Origin of the sequence: Flavobacterium branchiophilum FL-15, assembly GCF_000253275.1 — a bacterium.
Taxonomy (GTDB): Bacteria; Bacteroidota; Bacteroidia; order Flavobacteriales; family Flavobacteriaceae; genus Flavobacterium; species Flavobacterium branchiophilum.
In genome coordinates, this window is record NC_016001.1 from 3,153,732 (window position 1) to 3,173,427 (window position 19,696).

The 19,696-nt window shown below is 32.8% G+C and carries 16 protein-coding genes; 6 read left to right on the forward strand and 10 right to left on the reverse strand.

Translation table 11 applies throughout. The features are described 5' to 3' along the window. Nucleotides 1-66 precede the first annotated feature (66 nt). The 5 genes from FBFL15_RS13680 to FBFL15_RS13700 form a co-directional block, all read right to left on the reverse strand. Nucleotides 67-750 carry a DUF4276 family protein gene (locus FBFL15_RS13680; protein ID WP_014085140.1) on the reverse strand — a complete coding sequence of 228 codons (684 nt, stop codon included), beginning with the start codon at nucleotides 748-750 and terminating at the stop codon, nucleotides 67-69. Further along, a complete protein-coding gene (locus FBFL15_RS13685; protein WP_014085141.1) occupies nucleotides 747-1,841 on the reverse strand; it encodes an AAA family ATPase in 1,095 nt (364 codons plus the stop codon). The genes FBFL15_RS13680 and FBFL15_RS13685 overlap by 4 nt, the downstream gene beginning before the upstream one ends. A gap of 98 nt (nucleotides 1,842-1,939) precedes the next feature. Further along, the gene (gene lepA / locus FBFL15_RS13690) at nucleotides 1,940-3,736 is read right to left on the reverse strand and encodes a translation elongation factor 4 (RefSeq protein WP_014085142.1); all 1,797 of its coding nucleotides are present in this window, start codon (nucleotides 3,734-3,736) and stop codon (nucleotides 1,940-1,942) included. A 154-nt stretch (nucleotides 3,737-3,890) separates the two neighbouring features. Beyond that, complete coding sequence (locus tag FBFL15_RS13695) at nucleotides 3,891-4,574, reverse strand: cell division ATP-binding protein FtsE (protein ID WP_014085143.1); 684 nt, start codon at nucleotides 4,572-4,574, stop codon at nucleotides 3,891-3,893. 92 nt (nucleotides 4,575-4,666) lie between these two features. Beyond that, nucleotides 4,667-5,125: an Lrp/AsnC family transcriptional regulator gene (locus tag FBFL15_RS13700; protein WP_014085144.1), complete on the reverse strand. Its 459-nt coding sequence runs from the start codon at nucleotides 5,123-5,125 to the stop codon at nucleotides 4,667-4,669. Between the two features lie 191 nt (nucleotides 5,126-5,316). On the opposite strand from FBFL15_RS13700, the gene ald reads away from it, so the two are divergent. From ald to FBFL15_RS13730, 6 genes are all read left to right on the forward strand, one after another. Continuing rightward, entirely contained in the window at nucleotides 5,317-6,429 is a 1,113-nt protein-coding gene (gene ald, locus FBFL15_RS13705) for an alanine dehydrogenase (RefSeq protein ID WP_014085145.1), read from the forward strand. Between the two features lie 384 nt (nucleotides 6,430-6,813). After that, nucleotides 6,814-8,046 carry a 3-phosphoshikimate 1-carboxyvinyltransferase gene (locus FBFL15_RS13710; RefSeq protein WP_014085146.1) on the forward strand — a complete coding sequence of 411 codons (1,233 nt, stop codon included), beginning with the start codon at nucleotides 6,814-6,816 and terminating at the stop codon, nucleotides 8,044-8,046. A 358-nt stretch (nucleotides 8,047-8,404) separates the two neighbouring features. After that, the gene (locus FBFL15_RS13715) at nucleotides 8,405-9,487 is read left to right on the forward strand and encodes an agmatinase family protein (RefSeq protein WP_014085147.1); all 1,083 of its coding nucleotides are present in this window, start codon (nucleotides 8,405-8,407) and stop codon (nucleotides 9,485-9,487) included. 599 nt (nucleotides 9,488-10,086) lie between these two features. Continuing rightward, entirely contained in the window at nucleotides 10,087-11,400 is a 1,314-nt protein-coding gene (locus tag FBFL15_RS13720) for an ammonium transporter (RefSeq protein ID WP_014085148.1), read from the forward strand. 297 nt (nucleotides 11,401-11,697) lie between these two features. Further along, entirely contained in the window at nucleotides 11,698-12,732 is a 1,035-nt protein-coding gene (gene recA / locus FBFL15_RS13725) for a recombinase RecA (protein ID WP_014085149.1), read from the forward strand. Between the two features lie 12 nt (nucleotides 12,733-12,744). Beyond that, nucleotides 12,745-13,155 (forward strand): hypothetical protein, encoded by a 411-nt coding sequence (locus FBFL15_RS13730; RefSeq protein ID WP_014085150.1) that lies wholly within the window; start codon nucleotides 12,745-12,747, stop codon nucleotides 13,153-13,155. Between the two features lie 4 nt (nucleotides 13,156-13,159). Here the strand turns inward: FBFL15_RS13730 and FBFL15_RS13735 are convergent, their stop codons facing one another. The 5 genes from FBFL15_RS13735 to FBFL15_RS16405 all read right to left on the reverse strand — a co-directional run bounded on the left by FBFL15_RS13735 (nucleotide 13,160) and on the right by FBFL15_RS16405 (nucleotide 19,092). After that, complete coding sequence (locus tag FBFL15_RS13735; protein WP_014085151.1) at nucleotides 13,160-13,639, reverse strand: regulatory protein RecX; 480 nt, start codon at nucleotides 13,637-13,639, stop codon at nucleotides 13,160-13,162. Nucleotide 13,640: 1 nt separating this feature from the next. Next, the gene (locus tag FBFL15_RS13740; RefSeq protein WP_014085152.1) at nucleotides 13,641-14,891 is read right to left on the reverse strand and encodes an ABC transporter permease; all 1,251 of its coding nucleotides are present in this window, start codon (nucleotides 14,889-14,891) and stop codon (nucleotides 13,641-13,643) included. Nucleotides 14,892-15,010: 119 nt separating this feature from the next. Beyond that, nucleotides 15,011-16,306, reverse strand: coding sequence for an OmpA family protein (locus FBFL15_RS13745; protein ID WP_014085153.1), 1,296 nt, complete (start codon nucleotides 16,304-16,306; stop codon nucleotides 15,011-15,013). Between the two features lie 27 nt (nucleotides 16,307-16,333). Beyond that, on the reverse strand, nucleotides 16,334-18,850 hold the full coding sequence (locus FBFL15_RS13750) for a T9SS type A sorting domain-containing protein (RefSeq protein ID WP_014085154.1): 2,517 nt from the start codon (nucleotides 18,848-18,850) through the stop codon (nucleotides 16,334-16,336). Nucleotides 18,851-18,930: 80 nt separating this feature from the next. Then, a complete protein-coding gene (locus tag FBFL15_RS16405; RefSeq protein WP_223302311.1) occupies nucleotides 18,931-19,092 on the reverse strand; it encodes a hypothetical protein in 162 nt (53 codons plus the stop codon). Between the last annotated feature and the right edge of the window lie 604 nt (nucleotides 19,093-19,696).

Sequence of the window (19,696 nt, forward strand, 5' to 3'; positions counted from 1 at the left end):
TTATTTTTTTCTTGCTTTTTGAGAAATGAAAATTGGATCAAGGGAAAGCATGGGTAAGAGGGTTACTTAACAATTTTTCAACAATTCGGTTGTTAATTTTTCAATCCAAATCCTGAAGCGATATGATTTTTCTAACATTTTTTCAATTCCAGTGAGCTCGGCAATATCCATTCCGTCAATAATTTTATTGTACTTTTTACCATTTTGTTTGTAAATTGCTTCTAGTCTTTCAGATGGTCCAAAACCGCTATTGATGTCCTCAATGTTTGGATATTGATTACAAATAGCAACTACAGCATTTTTTATATTTTCATCTTCAAGAGAAAAGCCCATTTCTGGATTTGCAAACATAAGTGTTTCCATTTCATGCTTTTGGATATATGGAATAAAGTAATTGTAAGGTTTTATTTTTTGAACGACATCATTTAATTTATTCTCTAAACATTCTAATTTCTTGTCAGTTGTTGACATATTTGAAGATTCTAGAAATCCAGGCAATTTAGTTTCACTATTTAACTTAAAGTAATCAATTAATGTAGTAATGAATGGTTCATTCTTGTAATTGAGAACTGGTTTAATAGTGTTTTCAAAATGTTTAATATTATTAAAACCATGACCACCGCCGCTCATTGTTATTGCAATTCCTTGAATGTGAGTTGTTATCCCTTTAGAATTAAAATAAGGAATTAAGATTCTATCGACAAACTCTAATTCTGTTGGACCTTCAACAATTATGTATAAATGCTTCATGGTCTTGCTCCAATAATATTTTTATTCCAAAGCTCTCCAATACTATATTCATTCAACCAATCTTTAAGATTATCATTATCTAATCTATTAAAAACGGATTGATGATCTTTTCTATCAACAGCAATTATTTCATTTGGCTCAAAATTATTAACTAAATCAACAGATTGTGTTGCAATAATTATTTGGCTATTTGCCGATGCTTTTCTGATTAATCCAGCTAACTTATTGATTGCAAATGGATGTAAACCCAATTCTGGTTCATCTATTATAATTGTTTTAGGTGGATTTGGCTGCAATAATAATGTTGCCAATGCAATAAACCGAATTGTTCCATCAGAAAAATCCTTAGCATAAAACTCCTTCTCAGGATAATTTATTTCTGTCCATTCCAAAGCAATTTCATCTTCATTATTTCTATTAGGTTCCAAATTAAATCTTTCAAAAAAGGGTACAATCGTTCTTAGTACTCTTTCAATTTTAATGAAATCCTTATTATGTTTCAGCATTAAATGATATAAAAATGCAGGCAAATTACTTCCATTTTCTTTTAAATATTTATTATCATTTACATTACAAGAAGAGCGTAAAGCCGAAAATTCACTAGTGTCATGAAAATGATAATTTTTTAAAGTTTTAAAATAGTCATTTACATAAGCTCCAATCCCTGAATTAACTGCCTTTAATGCACTTTCTTTTGCATTTTGATTGATTACTTGCGTACTCCACCCTTCTCCATAAACATTAGAAAGATTACCTTTCGATTTATTAAATCCAATTTGTTCACGATTTATAAAAAGTTTGTTATCGGTTGTTGGCTGTAACCATATTTCATATCCATTTTTTTGATCAAATTGTATTTGAAATCGTATTAACTCGGTCGTTTTTCTGCCAAAATATAAAAGATTATCCGCTGAATTTGTTATTGAGTAATTCTCTAATCGCCTCTCATAAATAATATTGATAAGTTTAAAAAACGAAATAAAATTAGATTTCCCAACGCCATTAGACCCTATTAAAACATTGATTGGAAGTAACTCCAATTCCATATTTCTAATAGATTTATAGCCTTCTATTTTAATTTTATTTATCATTTTTCTTTAAAAAAATTCATAATTAAACAAAAACCTAACAACTTTTGCTTTACCCTATTTATATCATTTCTATTTCCCCCTTCGGGGGTTAGGGGGCTTTAATCATTCAACTTCAACACAGCCATAAACGCCTCTTGCGGAATCTCAACATTACCCACTTGACGCATTCGTTTTTTACCTTTTTTCTGTTTTTCTAATAATTTTCTTTTTCTAGAAATATCCCCGCCATAACATTTGGCAGTTACATCTTTTCGTAATGCTTTTATCGTTTCTCGGGCAATGATTTTTGCACCAATTGCAGCCTGAATCGGAATGTCAAATTGCTGTCTCGGAATCAATTCACGCAATTTCTCGGTCATTTTTTTACCGATATTATAGGCGTTATCTTCGTGAATCAAAGCCGAAAGTGCGTCCACCGTTTGGGCATTCAAAAGCACATCTAATTTTACCAATTTAGAAGTTCGCATCCCAATTGGCGAATAGTCAAAAGAAGCATATCCTTTGGAAACGGTTTTCAAACGGTCGTAAAAATCAAATACAATTTCTGCCAATGGCATATCAAAGTTCAACTCCACTCGTTCGGTTGTCAAGTAAGTTTGATTGGTTATCAATCCTCGTTTTTCGATACACAAACTCATTACATTCCCCACAAAATCAGACTTTGTAATGATGGTTGCTTTGATATAAGGCTCTTCCACACGATCCAGTTTTGAGGGTTCTGGCAAATCTGACGGATTATTAACAATCAATGGTTTTTCCGGCTCTTTTTTGGTGTAAGCCAAATACGAAACGTTGGGCACTGTGGTAATTACCGTCATGTCAAACTCTCGTTCCAGTCGCTCTTGGATAATCTCCATGTGCAACATTCCTAAGAATCCACATCGGAAACCAAATCCTAAAGCCGCTGAACTCTCTGCTACAAAAACCAAGGAAGCATCGTTCAATTGCAATTTTTCCATAGAAGAACGCAAATCTTCATAATCCTCAGTATCAACAGGATAAATTCCAGCAAAAACCATCGGTTTTACATCCTCAAATCCCGTAATCATATTTTTAGTTGGCTCTTTGGCATCGGTCAAGGTATCACCCACTTTTACTTCTTTGGCTTCTTTAATTCCCGATATTAAATACCCAACATCGCCTGCCGAAATTACTTGTTTTGGTACTTGATTTAATTTCAAAGTTCCTATTTCATCCGCAAAATATTCATTGCCAGTTGCCATGAACTTAATCTTTTGCCCTTTCTTAATTTCACCATTAATAACCCTAAAAATAACCTCAATTCCTCTAAAAGGATTGTAAACAGAGTCAAAAATTAAGGCTTGAAGTGGCTCGTCTTTGTTACCTTTTGGCGCTGGAATCTTTTCGATAATAGCAGCCAAAATATTTTCAACCCCAAAACCTGTTTTTCCCGAAGCATGAATAATATCTTCCAGTTTACAACCCAATAAATCAATAATATCGTCGCTAACTTCCTCAGGATTAGCGCTTGGCAAATCTACTTTGTTCAAAACCGGAATAATTTCCAAGTCGTTTTCCAATGCCAAATATAAATTAGAAATCGTCTGAGCCTGAATACTTTGTGCTGCATCCACAATCAACAAAGCGCCTTCACAAGCTGCAATCGATCGAGAAACCTCATACGAAAAATCTACGTGTCCAGGAGTGTCAATCAAATTTAAGATGTATTCTTCACCCTTATATTTGTACTCCATCTGAATGGCGTGACTTTTAATCGTTATCCCACGTTCCCGTTCCAAGTCCATGTTGTCCAACAATTGTGCTTTTTCTTCACGGGCTGTTACGGTTTGTGTAGCGCCAAGAAGTCTGTCTGCCAAGGTACTTTTTCCGTGGTCTATGTGGGCAATGATGCAAAAATTTCTAATGTGTTTCATTGTTTTTTATTTGAAAATACCAACTGATTTTGGTAAAATTGAATGATCTGTTTTTGATGCAAATATAAATCAAACATATCCAACCTCAAAGGCATAGGCGGATTTAGTTTGCACTTTAATTTAGAATATCATAAAGGCCAATGGATAGCCAAAATCAATGCCCTTTTGGAATAACTTCAAAAAGGGTTCCGCTATCACATTTAAGTGTTTTGGAAGGGAATTTCATTAATACAGCATAGTCATGCGTGGCCATAATAACTGTTTTGCCGTTGGCATTTATTTTTCTTAATACATCCAACACTTCTGCGCTTGTTTGTGGGTCTAAATTACCCGTTGGTTCGTCTGCTAAAATAAGTTCTGGATCATTTAGTAAGGCTCTAGCAATGGCAATACTTTGTTGTTCGCCACCCGAAAGTTGGTGTGGCATTTTTTGTGCAAATTGCTGCATTCCTACTTTTTCGAGTACTTCTTGTATTTTGCCGTTCATCATTGCTAGATCTTGCCATCCTGTGGCTTTTAATACAAACAACAAATTGTTATATACCGTTCTATCTGACAATAATTTAAAATCTTGAAAAACGATACCAATTTTTCTTCTCAAAAAAGGAATCTCTTTGTCTTTCAAGCCGTTTAATTCATAGCCAACCACTTTGCCTTGTCCGGTTGTCAAAGGAATATCGGCATACAGTGTTTTGATTAAACTACTTTTACCCGTACCCGTTTTGCCAATAAGATAAATAAATGCTCCTTTTTCTACTTCCAAATCAACGTTCGTTAAGATGGTTTTTCCTTCCTGAACGATATTGGCATTTTGTAATGATATGATGCTTGAACACATGTCGTTAAATTTTGGGTAAATGTATAAATTTTTACGTCATTTTCAAAAAAAAACTATTGTAACAAGTCCTTATTTGATTGTATTTAATTGATTTACAAGGGTATTTTTGTTGTACTTTTTACTTCGGCCATTGCAAAAAAAGTATGGATTTGTGAAACTCCCGTTAAAACTGATAATTTTTTTTGATGAAAATGGTGGTAGGTTTCCATATCGGGCAAAATAATTTTGAGCATATAATCAAAACTACCCGAAACAAAATGACATTCGACCACTTCGGGCAAACTCATGATGGCTTTGTTAAAAGATTCTGCTACATCAATGGTTTGTCTTACGAGTGTTACTTGGCAATAAACGACTAGGTTTTTGCCTGTTTTTTTTTTGTTTAAAATGGCAACATATTTTTCAATTACCCCTTCTTTTTCAAGTTTTTTTACACGATCATGAACGGGCGATAACGACAAATTTATTTTGGAAGCTATGTCTTTCAACGTAAGTTGGGCGTTGTCCTGAAGCAACTGTAATATTTTTTTATCTATTTCGTCAAATATCATTTTTTTCTTATTTAATAAAATTATGTTTTTCCGTTTATTTTTCTTTTACAAATCTTATTTTAGTACTATTACCAAAAAAATTGCTTTATAATTTCAAAAATAAAGAATTTTTTCTGAATTGAAACCAAATTACACTTAATATTTTCTAAAATAGTAGTTTTGTATCATTGCTAACCCAAAAAAATATAACCATGATAATAGGTGTTCCAAAAGAAATTAAAAATAACGAAAATCGTGTAGCTGTTACACCTGCTGGTGTTTCTGAGTTTAAAAAAAATGGTCATGAAGTGTATGTTCAAAAAACGGCTGGCGAAAACAGCGGTTTTAGCGATTTGGCCTATGAAAATGCGGGTGCTGTCCTTTTAAACACTATTGAAGAGGTATATGCCATTGCCGAAATGATTGTAAAAGTAAAAGAGCCAATTGCCTCTGAATATCCATTGATAAAAAAAGACCAATTGTTGTTTACTTATTTTCATTTTGCCTCTTCAGAGCCTTTGACGCATGCCATGATTGCTCAAGAATCTGTTTGTTTGGCATACGAAACTGTGGAAAAAACAGACCGAAGCTTGCCCTTATTAATACCAATGTCTGAAGTTGCAGGGCGAATGGCTATACAAGAGGGAGCCAAATATTTAGAAAAACCATTAAAAGGAAAAGGGATATTGCTGGGTGGTGTGCCTGGTGTGCCACCAGCACAAGTATTGGTTTTGGGGGGTGGTATTGTGGGTACACAAGCTGCAAAAATGGCCGCTGGACTTGGTGCAAAAGTTACTATAATGGATGTAAATTTAGCTCGATTGAGACAACTTTCAGATTTTATGCCTGCCAATGTTACCACCGTAATGTCTAATCATTACAACATTTGCGAAGCTATTACAAAATCGGACTTGGTAGTAGGTGCCGTGCTAATTCCTGGTGCAAAAGCCCCTCATTTGATTACAAAAGACATGCTCAAATTAATGAATCCTGGTACGGTAGTGGTAGATGTTGCCGTAGATCAAGGGGGTTGTATAGAAACTTGTACACCCACTACGCATGAAAACCCTACTTTTATTATTGATGATATTGTACATTATTGTGTGGCCAATATGCCTGGTGCTGTGCCTTATACTTCTACATTGGCACTTACAAATGCTACCTTGCCGTATGCCATTCAACTGGCCAACAAAGGTTGGAAAAAAGCTTGTTTGGACAACGAAGAACTTAAAAAAGGATTGAATATTGCACAAGGCAAAATTGTTTATAAAGGTGTTTCAGATGCTTGGAACTTGCCTTTCTATGACGTTGCAACTATTTTGTAGCCTCAACCTATACCCTTTTAAAAGGATCTATTTTAAATTTTAATTTTGTTGCAAATCCCTCAGAAGCTACTGTTTTTTTTGAAATGGTAATTTTTGAGGTTTTTTTTATTGAAGGTTGATTTTGCGTGAGGGATAGTAGTGGAAATCCTTTTTTGCCCCCTCTTTTGGGGCAAAAAAGATTGCAACGAATAGCCCGACCCGGAGTTTTTACGGAGGGACACGCCCATATTTTTATTAAATTTGATGATTTGATAAAAAAAGTTTGTTTATTTTATGAATCTGATTGATGCGGTATATGCTTGTTTATTTATCTGTTGAATCGTTTTTGAGATTGTTTATAAAAAATTATATTTGCAGTTGAAAACAACAACTAAACCATACTAAATGACAATTTCATTACAACAATCGACATGTGCAATACAATCGGACGTAGCTGTAACAGGTTCAAAATCAGAAACTAACAGGTTTTTATTACTTCAAGCTTTGTATCCTTCTATTGTGTTGGACAATACGTCGAACTCGGACGATTCTGAGGTTATGACACAGGCGTTAGCTACACAAGAACATACAATAGACATCCATCATGCGGGTACTGCAATGCGTTTTTTGACGGCCTATTTTGCCATTCAGAGCGGCAAAACGGTTGTTTTGACGGGTTCGTCAAGGATGAAGGAGCGTCCTATACAAATTTTGGTTGAGGCTTTGAACCAGCTTGGGGCAACAATTACTTATACAGAAAAAGAGGGTTTTCCGCCGATAAAAATAGTGGGGCGGCAATTATGTAACAACCAAATAAAGATGAAAGCTAATGTGAGTAGTCAATATATTTCGGCCTTGTTGTTGATAGCACCCAAACTAGAAAACGGTTTAGAACTGACACTTGAAGGCGACATAACCTCTGTACCATACATCAAAATGACTTTGGGATTGTTGCACGAAATTGGGGTTTGTACCCGATTTGAGGGTAATAAAATTACTGTTTTGCCCATGTCAAATATTGAAAACCAAGTAAGAGGACTTGTAGAATCGGATTGGTCGTCGGCGTCGTATTTTTATTCCATTGTGGCCTTGTCAAAAGTTGGGACACAAATAAAATTAACAAGTTATAAAAAGCATAGTCTTCAGGGGGACAGTGCATTGGCACAAATTTATCTGCATTTTGGTGTAACTACAACTTTTGAAAACGAGTCTATATTGCTTTCAAAAGTTGGTGCTCCGTCCATAGTTGATATGAATTTAGATCTTAATAACTGCCCAGATATTGCCCAAACCATAGTGGTTACTTGTTTTGGATTGTCGATGGGTTGTACACTTACTGGGTTGCATACTTTAAAAATTAAAGAAACAGACCGCTTAGAAGCCCTAAAAGCGGAGCTAACCAAATTTGGTGCCAATGTTCGGGTTAGCAACGATAGTTTGTGGTTAGAGGCTCATTCTGGCAGGATAGTTTCTGGTGCTACTGTTGCAACTTATAACGACCATCGAATGGCTATGGCCTTTGCTCCATTGGCCCTAAAAGTGCCGTTTACAATTGAAAATGCTGATGTAGTTTCTAAATCGTTTCCAGATTTTTGGACAGACTTGGCAAAAATTGGATTCAAATTTGATAGGGTTTGATAGATTGAAAATGAATACCTATTTTATATAACAAATCCCTCATTTTTTTATATTTTGAGGGATTTATTATTAAAGTATTTTTATTTTTAACTTTTTATTATACAAATGTTTTATATAAGTGATGTGGAAAGTATGTAAATATGTTTGTATCATTGCTAATGATTGATTTTTCAATTGGATGATCGTTTTTTTTGATTTGTGGCCTATACCAAATATATTTTTAATAGTTATTTTACTTATTTTAAAAATATTAATTTAACCATACTTTTATTATAAATATCAGTTTTATAAAAAGGCTTAAAATTTTTTGAAATTAGATAATAATGTTACATATTTGCATTCCTATTTTAATAAAACAATGACTAAACAAGAAAAAATTCTAAATTTTGATCCCTCACAACCAGGCTTGGCAGACGAGAGTATTTTTGGGCTACCATTTTCGGCAGATGAAAGTGAAATTATCATTATTCCAGTGCCGTGGGAAGTAACTGTTAGTTATGGATCTGGAGCTTCAGAAGGGCCAGAGGCAGTGCTAAATGCCTCGTTTCAAGTAGATTTACACCATCAAGAGTTTCCAAATTTATGGAAACAAGGTATTTATTTAGACCTTAATGATCAAACTCAAAAGTGGGCCACAGACAGTAATAAATTCAAATCTATGGCACAGCCCATTATAGATGCTCTAACAGCTGGCGAAGTAATTGAAAGTTTGCCAGCATTGCAATCTGATTTGGATAAAATCAATAAAGCCTGCAAAGATTTGAACGAAGAGGTAAAACAACGTACCTTATATTGGTTAAAAAAAGGCAAAAAAGTAGCCCTTTTGGGTGGCGACCATGCTACACCATTAGGATATTATCAGGCCTTGGCAACCAAGTATGATAATTTTGGGATTTTACACCTAGATGCTCACATGGATTTGCGAATTGCTTATGAGGGGTTCACATATTCTCACGCATCAATAATGTACAATGCTTTGCAAATTCCTCAAATTTCAAAAATTGTTCAAATTGGCATTCGTGATTTTTGCAAACAAGAAGCAGAAACTGCCCTTAGCGAAAGAGTGTGTGTGCATACGGATATGGATTTAAAATCGGCACAATTCAAAGGTACAACCTGGCACGATCAATGTTTGCAAATCATAGCTTCGTTACCCAACAATGTGTTAATAAGTTTTGATATTGATGCTTTATACACATGGTATTGCCCCAATACAGGAACTCCTGTACCAGGCGGCATTTCATTTGAACAAGCAACATACTTACTAAGTCTATTGGCTTCGTCTGACAAATGTATTATTGGATTCGACTTAGTAGAAGTGGCACCTGGCAACGATGATTGGGATGGCAATGTGGGAGCAAGATTGTTGTATCACTTATGCGGTGTTATATCAAAAAACAATCATTTGGATGTTGGTCAGACGATTCAGTTCAAAAAATAAAAACTTTACATCATTAAAAAAAAAATTTGATAGCGGGATATTTTCGCTATCATTTTTTTTATTTAATATACCATCAAAATAGCTTTCGTTTATACCAACTGTATTTATAATACCAAATATATTTATAAAATAGTCCAAATATACGTAGTTCTTTTAGAAAAAATTTTCAAAAATTATCGTTGCATTGCTGGGCTACGGAACTATTTTTTTTGACTCATTTTTGCGAAAAGAACCAATAGATTGGGCTATTTTTTTATTTTATTTGGTATAATATAGGATACGACCCTTGTAATAGCAAACAAGCAAAGCTGGTTGTTTGTTTGAAAAAAATTTCATAAAAAATCTTGGCTCACATTTTTAAAACTAAATCCAAAAAAACACAAATTAGAGGAAAAAATTAAAAATATTGATGTCAATCCTGTATTAAAAAACACATTGCTTATCAATAATTTAATTTTTTTATCGTTTTTTTAAAGCTACCCTGTAATTTTAAGGGGGTTAAATTTATAAAATAACAAAAATGAAGTCAAATTTTAAATTTATTTGGGGGTGTAGATGGTTTTTTTATACTTTTACCAAAAATTTTAAAACATCACACAATGAGAAAGATTATTTTAAGCGTGATTTTGATCACTTTAATGGTACTAACATTATTTTCAAATGTTTTTTTAACTCCAAGTCCACTTCCAACAGAAACGATTAAATTTGATACTGGCGACACCGCTTGGATGTTGGTTTCGACTGCCTTGGTTTTATTAATGACTCCAGGGTTGGGATTTTTTTATGGAGGAATGGTTGGCAAAAAAAATGTTATCAGTACGATGTTACAAAGTTTTATGGCCATGATTATCGTTACGGTACTTTGGGTTGTTATTGCTTTTGGACTCAGTTTTGGTCCTTCCATCCATGGCATCATCGGAAATCCGCTTCCAAATATGTTTTTTCAAGGTGTTGGTACAAATACAGCATGGAGTCTCGCACCAACTATTCCATTTATGCTTTTTGCATTGTATCAAGCCAAGTTTGCCATCATTACACCAGCATTAGTTACTGGTGCATTTGCAGAGCGAATTCGTTTTTGGGCCTACTTATTGTTTATGGTATTGTTTATTTTACTAATATATGCACCATTAGCACATGCAACTTGGCATCCAGAAGGGATGTTGTTTAAACTAGGCGTTTTGGATTTTGCTGGAGGTACCGTTGTTCACATGAGTGCAGGTTGGGCAGCTTTAGCTGGTGCCATGTTTCTTGGAAAACGTAAAGTACAAAAAGTTAGTCCAGCTCGTATCACTTATGTTTTGTTGGGTACCGGTTTATTGTGGTTTGGTTGGTTCGGTTTCAATGCAGGATCTGCAATGGGAGCCAATGGATTAGCAGTTCAAGCCCTTGGTACTACAACCGTAGCCGCAGCCGCAGCTGGTATGGCTTGGGTGTTTTTAGATAAAATTTTAGGCCATAAATTATCTGCTATGGGAGCATGTATTGGTGCCGTAGTAGGGCTAGTTGCCATTACTCCAGCAGCTGGTTTTGTAAGCTTATCTCATGCTATTTTTATAGGAATAGCGGCTAGTGTAACTAGTAATTTTGTGGTAAGCAAATTCCCTAAAGGGAAAATAGACGACGCTTTAGATGTATTTGGATGTCATGGCGTTGGCGGTATGGTTGGTATGGTTTTAACTGGAGTTTTTGCTTCAAAAGCTGCAAATCCAGCACTAACCGAAGAAGGACTTTGGTTTGGTCAAACCAACTTGTTTTTCCATCAAATCGAGGCATTAATTGGGGTATCTATTTTTGCTTTTACAGCTTCTTACGCTTTATTTTTTATAGTAAATAAAATAACGCCATTAAGAGTAAGCGAAGAAAAAGAAGAACTTGGTCTTGACATTACACAACACGGCGAAAATTTATAATTTGTTATTTGTTTAATATAAAAAAGGGCTTTCATTACAGAAAGCCCTTTTTTATATAAATATTTAAACATAATAATGATATAATAATACGTGTTTTCTAATAAATAATCGATTTAAAAATGAGGGCACAAACCATAAACTTGGTTGAAAAAACAAAACAAACTTCAGAAATATAATTATTTTTACGGATTAAATTAATATATGGATGGACACATAAAAAAATAATATTTTACAAGATAAAAAAATAATATTTAAAAAAAAATCATTAATTTTACTCCAAATAATATCATCAATATAATGGCAGCAAAAGATACAGCAGACAAAACTTCTAACGAAAAAGAAGCAAGATTAAAAGCCTTACAACTTACATTAGACAAGCTCGACAAAACCTATGGCAAAGGAACCGTAATGAAAATGGGCGATCGAGCTATTGTAGAAGTAGAAACCATTTCATCAGGATCGCTTGGTTTAGATTTAGCCCTTGGCGTAAATGGTTATCCTAGAGGTAGAATCATAGAAATTTATGGTCCAGAATCGTCTGGTAAAACTACATTAACATTACATGCCATAGCAGAAGCCCAAAAGGCCGGGGGAATAGCAGCATTTATTGATGCTGAACATGCTTTTGACAGACATTATGCCGAAAAATTAGGGGTAGATATTGAAAATTTGATTATTTCACAACCTGATAATGGAGAACAAGCATTAGAAATCGCCGAAAATTTAATTCGATCTGGTGCAATAGACATAGTTGTAATAGATTCAGTAGCAGCATTAACTCCTAAAAGTGAAATAGAAGGCGAAATGGGCGATTCAAAAATGGGTTTACATGCACGATTAATGTCACAGGCTTTAAGAAAATTGACGGGTACCATTAGTAAAACCAATTGCACTGTATTCTTTATCAACCAATTACGAGAAAAAATTGGTGTTATGTTTGGTAATCCAGAAACTACTACGGGTGGAAATGCTCTTAAATTTTATGCTTCTGTTCGATTAGACATTCGCCGTTCGGCACAAATCAAAGATGGTGAAAACGTTTTAGGTAACAGAACAAAAGTAAAAGTGGTGAAAAACAAAGTGGCTCCTCCCTTCAAAACAGCAGAATTTGACATTATGTATGGCGAAGGCGTATCAAAAACAGGTGAAATATTAGATTTAGCTGTAGAATTTGAAATCGTAAAAAAAGCAGGTTCGTGGTTTAGTTATGGCGAAACGAAATTAGGCCAAGGTAGAGATGCTGTAAAAGCACTAATCAAAGATAATCCAGAATTAGCTGATGAATTGGAAGAAAAAATTAAATTAAAAATCAAAGAAAGTAACGTTAATTAATTTAAAAATAACATGAAAAAGATTTTATTAAGTTTTGCAATCGGTGTTACACTTGTTTCTTGTAGCAAACAAGAACCATACCAATCTATCGAATATTATGATACTTTACCCGTAGAATCTGTAGTAATGCCCACAACATTCAAAGTAGATAGTGTTTCAAACATAACACTAAAATACAGAAAGCCAACAACTTGCTATGTTTATCAAGGATTATATTACGAAAAAAATGGATTTACTAGAACAGTAGCTATAAATACAATCAATTATGAACATGGAAACTGTATAACCGAAACGCAAAACCTCTATGAAACAGCGGTCAATTTTAGACCAGTAGCCTCTGGTACATATACCTTTAAATTTTGGACAGGAACCAGTACAGCAGGAGTAGATCAATTTGCTACTTATCAAGCAATTGTGCCATAATATGTCAAATTGATTGACTTTCAAGTTCTTTTACTTTTTCATAAACCAATTGGCTTTCAAATCCACGACGAAGCAAGTAATCGCAAAATTTTTGCCGCTTTTTTAACTTGTTCTTTTCTGTAATTGAAAGCCAATTTTTATTGGCTATATTATCAAATGTTTGACAATACTCTTCGTCTGATATTTCTTGCAAAGCTTTGTCTATATTGTATTTAGAAATGCCTCTACATTTTAATTCATTCACTATTCTAATTTTTCCCCAATGTTTCATTCTGTGCTTGCCCCTAGCAAAAGCACAAGCAAAACGTTCTTCATTAAGAAAATTATTGGTAATCAAATAAACCAAAATTTCATCGATTTCGATAGTAGTCATTCTCAAATCTAGAAGTTTGCTTACAACCTCCTGATGACAACGTTCTTGATAGGCACAAAAATACTCAAGTTTTTGAATAGCTTCTTTTATAGTTGGAAATTCTTTAGACATCTTACATACCAGTTCTAATAGCTTCCACAGGATCCAATTTTGAAGCAGCAATAGCAGGCAAAATACCCGATATCAAACCAATAATAGCAGCAATCATAGTACCTAAAACCATGTTTTTTGTACTTAAAACAAATTCAAAATCTAAAACATTGGTTAAAATAAGCGTAATAAACCAAACAAATAAAAGCCCCATCATACCTCCAATAATACATAAAATAACTGCTTCAAACAAAAATTGAAAGAGAATAAATCTATTTTTAGCTCCTAATGACTTCTGGATACCAATTAAATTAGTCCGTTCTTTAACAGATACAAACATAATATTCGCAATTCCAAATCCTCCAACCAATAACGAAAACCCAGCAATAATCCATCCTCCAATATTCAAATTAGAAATTATACCATCAAGAAAATCAGTAAACCCTGAAAGCACATTAATAAAAAAATTGTCTATTTCTCCAGTTTTCAAAGCTCTCATGGTTCTAACTTTTTGCGATACATCGGCTTTAAAGGCATCCATATCAATACCCTTTTGAGGTTTAATTAATATTACTGGAGTTAAAAAATCTGCATTATCTCCATAAGTACGTCTCAAAAAATTAGCGGGTATAAAAATAGAAGAATCATTACTATCTCCAAACATACCTTCTCCTTGTTTTTTCAACACACCAATAACTGAAAAACGTTGCCCGTATAATCGAACTTTTTGACCAATTGGATTATAATTTTCAAATAAACTTAAAGCTACATCGTGCCCTAAAACCACTAATGCAGCACCAGAATTAGATTCAGATTCATTATAAAAACGTCCTAATTGAAAATCTAATTTCTGAATATCATCAAACTCGTCTGATACGGGTACAACATTCAACTGATTGACAGTATTAGATTCAAATTTAATACTTTCAGATTTTGTAAAATATTGAAAACAAATATTTTCAGCCAGACTTAAATTATTTTTTAAAAATTGGTATTCTTCAAAAGTAACATCAGGAAATTGTTCTCTTTTCCATTTAGGAATTTCAGAAGGTCCAAATGAAAAACGCATCACATACATGGTGTTTTTATCCAAACTACTTAAATCTTTTTTAATTTTTTTATCTAAAGAATCAACAGCCGCCAAAACAGCTATAATAGAAAAAATACCAATTGTAACACCCAATAAAGATAAAAAAGTACGTAACTTATTATTTCGGAGTGCATTAATAGCAAATCTGAAACTCTCATTTAATAATCTAAGATAAACAAACATATACAAAAATTTAGTATCGATTAATAATAATTAGTATATAAAAAGAAGTTAAAGTTACAAAAAAATAAAAAAAAAGGCTGTGTAAACACAGCCTTTTTTTAAATTTAAATAAGATCTTCTTATTCTAATACTAAAGAAACTCTTCTAGATAAATCCATTCCTATTGAAGATGGATCATTTGTATAAGTTTTATCAATACCTTCGCCTGTAATAGATATTCTGTCAGCAGCAATACCACTTGCTACTAAAGTTTGATACAATTTTTGAGCTCTACGTTCTGACAACTCTTTATTTTTAACATTATTTCCTCGCTTATCAGTATATCCTACTAACTTAACTTTAGCATCAGGATAGAAATTCATAAACTTAATAATATGGAAAATATTATTTGTAGATCCCGCGTTTGGTGTATCTTTATTAACATCATAAAATACATTCAAATAACCTTTATCTGCCAAATCTCTAATTGCATCTGACTTAGTAACAACACCATTTGAACCATTTTCTCCATTAATACCACCTGTAATTGGAGCAGTAATTGCATTACCATGTGAATCAACAGCGATACCAGGAGGTGTATCATTTTGCACATCCAAATAATCTGCAATACCATCTTTATCTGTATCTTGCAACATCGTTTCAAGAGAAGATAGTTTATTAACTGCCGCATCAACTGTAGCAGCAACAGTAGCTTGTTCCACATACCAATCAGCATGTTTCTCTTTACTTCCTAAATAATAAGTTAAACCAACAGAAGTATTATACATTAACCCAGATAAATTATCGCTTCTATTATTTGCAGTATTATCTAAAAAGTTTGAATACCCATCCCATGAATAATGTTGTCTAAAATTAGAAATTGCACTAACATCAGCAGTAATAACAAACTTTTTTGAAACTCTAAATTGTGGAGTAACACCATATATAATACCACCATTATCTTCTGTAGTCTCTTTAAACGGCCCTATTTTTGGAGTTAATTGAGCTACTTGAATACCTCCGTGAAACAACAAACCTATTCTTGATGTAAAACTTTCAAAATTTAAAACTCTACCAACATTAATAACCGTTTGAACACCAATTCTATATTGTATGTTTTCAAAAGTAGCAGGAGAATATGAACCAGATCTGTTATTAATATTATCATATCCAAAATCTAATTTTAAACCAAATTTAGGATTAACCATATATCTAATACCAAATTCATAGTGATTAAACTTTGGGTTTGCAAAATAAGTATTACCGTCTGAATTATTAAAACCAGTCGTAAAAGGCCTTATGGGTTTATTACCACCCGCAGCAACTTCAACAGACCATTGATTGTATGGTTTATCTTCTTTTACTTTTGAATTATCTTGTGCAGTAGCATACTGTCCAAAAGCAATTAATGTAAATGCTATTAACGATTTTTTCATTTTATTATGTAAAGGTTGTAGGTTAAATTATTTTTTATTGATTAATTTTTGAGAAACTATAGAACCATTATCTAATTTAATTTTAACAATGTAAAAACCCTCTGCATAATTAAAAGCTTTCTTTATTGATTTTTCGTTATTAATATTAACAGATTGTAATTTTTTTCCTGTAATATCGTATATTTCAACATTTGTCATAGCTAATGAAGCTGCAATATTTAAATTCTCATCTTTAATAAATGCTAAAACTTGATTAGTGTTAAAAGTATTGTTATCCAATGCAGTATTTTGATATACAACTTCAAATCTATCATCTGTAGATGATGTTGTGGTTGTAAATGTAAAGTCACCATTAGCGAAATCATGATAGGTATTGTTTAATTTATCATGTAAAAACACATTAACTGTACCATTTGCAAATACACCTTCTTGTTCAGTTATTCCTATTTTATAGGTTTCAGCAACTGCTGTTGCAAATTCAGGTGATGAAGTTGAAGGAAGTTTTACTCCAACTGGAACTACATCTGTAGATTCAAATGCTGGACGACCATTAATTGCTAATTTATATATTCCAGATAAAGTGTACATTGAAGTAGCGTTAGCAGAGCCACTTTCTGCATCATATAATCTATCATAACCCGTAGTAGCCTCATTTGAATAAGCTATTAATATTTGACTAAATATACCTAAATTAGTATTTGTCATGTTCAACTTAAATCTATTTCTCTCAAAGTTAGATGTATCATTATTTGTATTTTCATTTGCTGTTCTAAAGAAATTATTATTTCCAGATGTAACTCTCATACAGTTTGTAAAGGTAACATCACCAGCGGTAGTACATCTAACCATAAATCCTTGAGCAGAAGCTATTTTCCCAGAAATTGTTTGAGATATTGGAGATGTATTTACTGATCCAGAAGGATTATAAATTGCATAATCAGCATTTGTGTAGGCAGCATTTATGCCACTTATTGTAGCTGGTGCGGTTTTAGAAGTCCATAATTTAACAAAACCATCAATTTTTGTATTTTCTCTTAAAAACATATCAACATCAATAGCACTTGGATATGGATTTGCTAATAAATTGTAATTTTTTGTACTTGAAGTGAAAGCACTTTTTGTAACCGGAACTACTACATCTCCATTATTTGCAGTTCCTGCAATTTTTAATTTTACTATACCTGTATTACTACCAGCTGTATCAAAAGGTGCAATAGGATTAACCATTGTAATAAAACCTTTACCATTTTCGATAGCTGTCAAAGCTTGCCATCCATAAGTAGCAGACCCATAAGCACCCGTTTGACCTGGTACCCATTTGTATTTATCTAAGAAAACATTTGATGTTGCTGTTGGAGCTGCTGCTATTGCAGTTGTGAAACTTTCAGCTGCTGCTAATTGCGAGAAGAAGTTTGAATTTACAGGTGTACCCCAATAAATATAATCATATCCTCTCATCGCTCTTGATACTTTTGTTAATTCTATTGATGGTGCAGTTGAAGCGCCATTTCTTTGAACTATACTTGCCTCACTTGCTAATATTATTTTGCTTCCACCTGATGTTGTAACTTCATTTACTATTTCTAATACATCTCCATTTGCTAATTTTAAATCTGCATTTAAATTCAATTTATTACATACAAATGATCCTGGTGAATTGGTTGAGCCAGATATTGTAGCAGTTGATTCTAAAGTTGGTACTCCATTAGACCATGCTGATCCATCCCAAGTTGTTGAATGAGATCCTAATGCTACAAGAGTTTGACAAGCTCCTTTTTTTGAACCTAAGGCAAAAAATTGAAATGATGTACCAGACAAATCAATATTCAAGGTAGAAGTTATCGACCCTTTTGATCCAATTGCACTAGCAGCGTTATCAAAGAAATTGTTTGTATCTACAGTTGATGGAATTTGAACCCAATCAGTTCCATTATAACCCACTATAGTAATATCAGATGTAGAAGGTGTTCCAGTAGTCCCAGTTAAATCTGTGGTTAAATTTTCTGTCCAAGCTAATGATAGTTTACCTGTTTTGGTTGCTCCTGTCAATTGTTTGATATCCCAATAACCTGTTGAGGACACTTTTGAAACAGTTCCATCAAAAGTTAAATCTGTGTAAGCAGATGTATAATAAGCCGCCGCAACCTCTCCAGCTACTGACGCATCTACCTTTGCAGGTGCATAAGTAGTAGTCTGTCCAATTTGATAAACAAATGCTGATGCAGTATTGGATTTGGTATAACCGTCGTTAAAATGTGTAGCTACTGATGCAGTTGCTGTTGTTGCTCCATCTCCAAATGATAAAACACCATAAGTAGATGCTGTTCTTGTTGTAGTCGTTGTTCCTGTAGTAGGGTCTGTTGGTGCTACACCAAAATTATAAACTCCAGATTGAACATAAAACAATCCTGAATCGGCTATGTATAAGGTACCATTATTTTGTACTTGAGCCGAAATGTTTTGTGAAGCAAAAATAGCAAGCATTATTAATAAAGCTGGTGAAAAAATTGCTTTTAAATTTGGTAAAAATGTATTTTTTTTCATAATTTTTTTAAGATTAACAGTTGTAAAATATCGAATTATTTAAGTAGGATTTAATTCTTTTTTTTTAAAAAATTATTGTTTTATAATTTACTTTTGTTTTTGTTTAAATTGTAATAGTAAACACCCGCAATTACTAAACCTATTGTTAGCAATAACATAATGTTACCGTCTATAGGAGCTCCTGGTGGAGGTGGTGGTGCATCTGTTCCACCTGGATCTACTTGAGCTTTTAATTCTAACATGTTTAAAAACATGAATAGTGTAGATGCAAATTTCATAAAACTGATTTTCTTTAAAACTTTCATTTGGTTTATTGGGTTTAATATTTTTGAATTATTTACATTAAAATTTAATTTTCTTAACTCTTGTTTATTTTACAATTAATCTGTTGGTGCAAACTTATGATTAATTGCTTATATAACAGGGCAAAGGTATGTTTTTATATTGAATATATAATATATAAATTAACAAGCGTATCAAAAATAAGAATAAATGTTTTCAATTTTGGCATTATCGTTTTATTGGTTACTTGATTTTTTTAAGAAATAATAAAACATATTATAAATTTTACACTTAAAATTCATTTAATCGTTTGTTTTAATCTTTTTATCGATGCTTTTTTTGTCCAAATACACCTTTTTAGCATAATAAATCAATAGATCAATTTCTTGTTTTTTTTTAGATTCTACATTTTAATTTTTAAATTTCATTTTATTATTTTAAAGAATACTATACTTAATTTATTTTATTACTCTTCATTTTTACATTCTCAAATTCATGATTTGAAATAATAATTCAAACTATCCATTTTTAATTTTGAAACAAATGAATTATATTTGCAAAATA

Coding starts and splice junctions, on each gene's coding strand:
- FBFL15_RS13710 (WP_014085146.1), top strand. CDS start 6,814: ATGACAATTTCATTACAACAATCGACATGTGCAATACAATCGGACGTA.
- ald (WP_014085145.1), top strand. CDS start 5,317: ATGATAATAGGTGTTCCAAAAGAAATTAAAAATAACGAAAATCGTGTA.
- FBFL15_RS13740 (WP_014085152.1), bottom strand. CDS start 14,891: ATGTTTGTTTATCTTAGATTATTAAATGAGAGTTTCAGATTTGCTATT.
- FBFL15_RS13730 (WP_014085150.1), top strand. CDS start 12,745: ATGAAAAAGATTTTATTAAGTTTTGCAATCGGTGTTACACTTGTTTCT.
- FBFL15_RS13750 (WP_014085154.1), bottom strand. CDS start 18,850: ATGAAAAAAAATACATTTTTACCAAATTTAAAAGCAATTTTTTCACCA.
- FBFL15_RS13700 (WP_014085144.1), bottom strand. CDS start 5,125: ATGATATTTGACGAAATAGATAAAAAAATATTACAGTTGCTTCAGGAC.
- FBFL15_RS13720 (WP_014085148.1), top strand. CDS start 10,087: ATGAGAAAGATTATTTTAAGCGTGATTTTGATCACTTTAATGGTACTA.
- FBFL15_RS13745 (WP_014085153.1), bottom strand. CDS start 16,306: ATGAAAAAATCGTTAATAGCATTTACATTAATTGCTTTTGGACAGTAT.
- FBFL15_RS13680 (WP_014085140.1), bottom strand. CDS start 750: ATGAAGCATTTATACATAATTGTTGAAGGTCCAACAGAATTAGAGTTT.
- recA (WP_014085149.1), top strand. CDS start 11,698: ATGGCAGCAAAAGATACAGCAGACAAAACTTCTAACGAAAAAGAAGCA.
- FBFL15_RS13695 (WP_014085143.1), bottom strand. CDS start 4,574: ATGTGTTCAAGCATCATATCATTACAAAATGCCAATATCGTTCAGGAA.
- FBFL15_RS13735 (WP_014085151.1), bottom strand. CDS start 13,639: ATGTCTAAAGAATTTCCAACTATAAAAGAAGCTATTCAAAAACTTGAG.
- FBFL15_RS13715 (WP_014085147.1), top strand. CDS start 8,405: ATGACTAAACAAGAAAAAATTCTAAATTTTGATCCCTCACAACCAGGC.
- lepA (WP_014085142.1), bottom strand. CDS start 3,736: ATGAAACACATTAGAAATTTTTGCATCATTGCCCACATAGACCACGGA.
- FBFL15_RS13685 (WP_014085141.1), bottom strand. CDS start 1,841: ATGATAAATAAAATTAAAATAGAAGGCTATAAATCTATTAGAAATATG.
- FBFL15_RS16405 (WP_223302311.1), bottom strand. CDS start 19,092: ATGTTAGAATTAAAAGCTCAAGTAGATCCAGGTGGAACAGATGCACCA.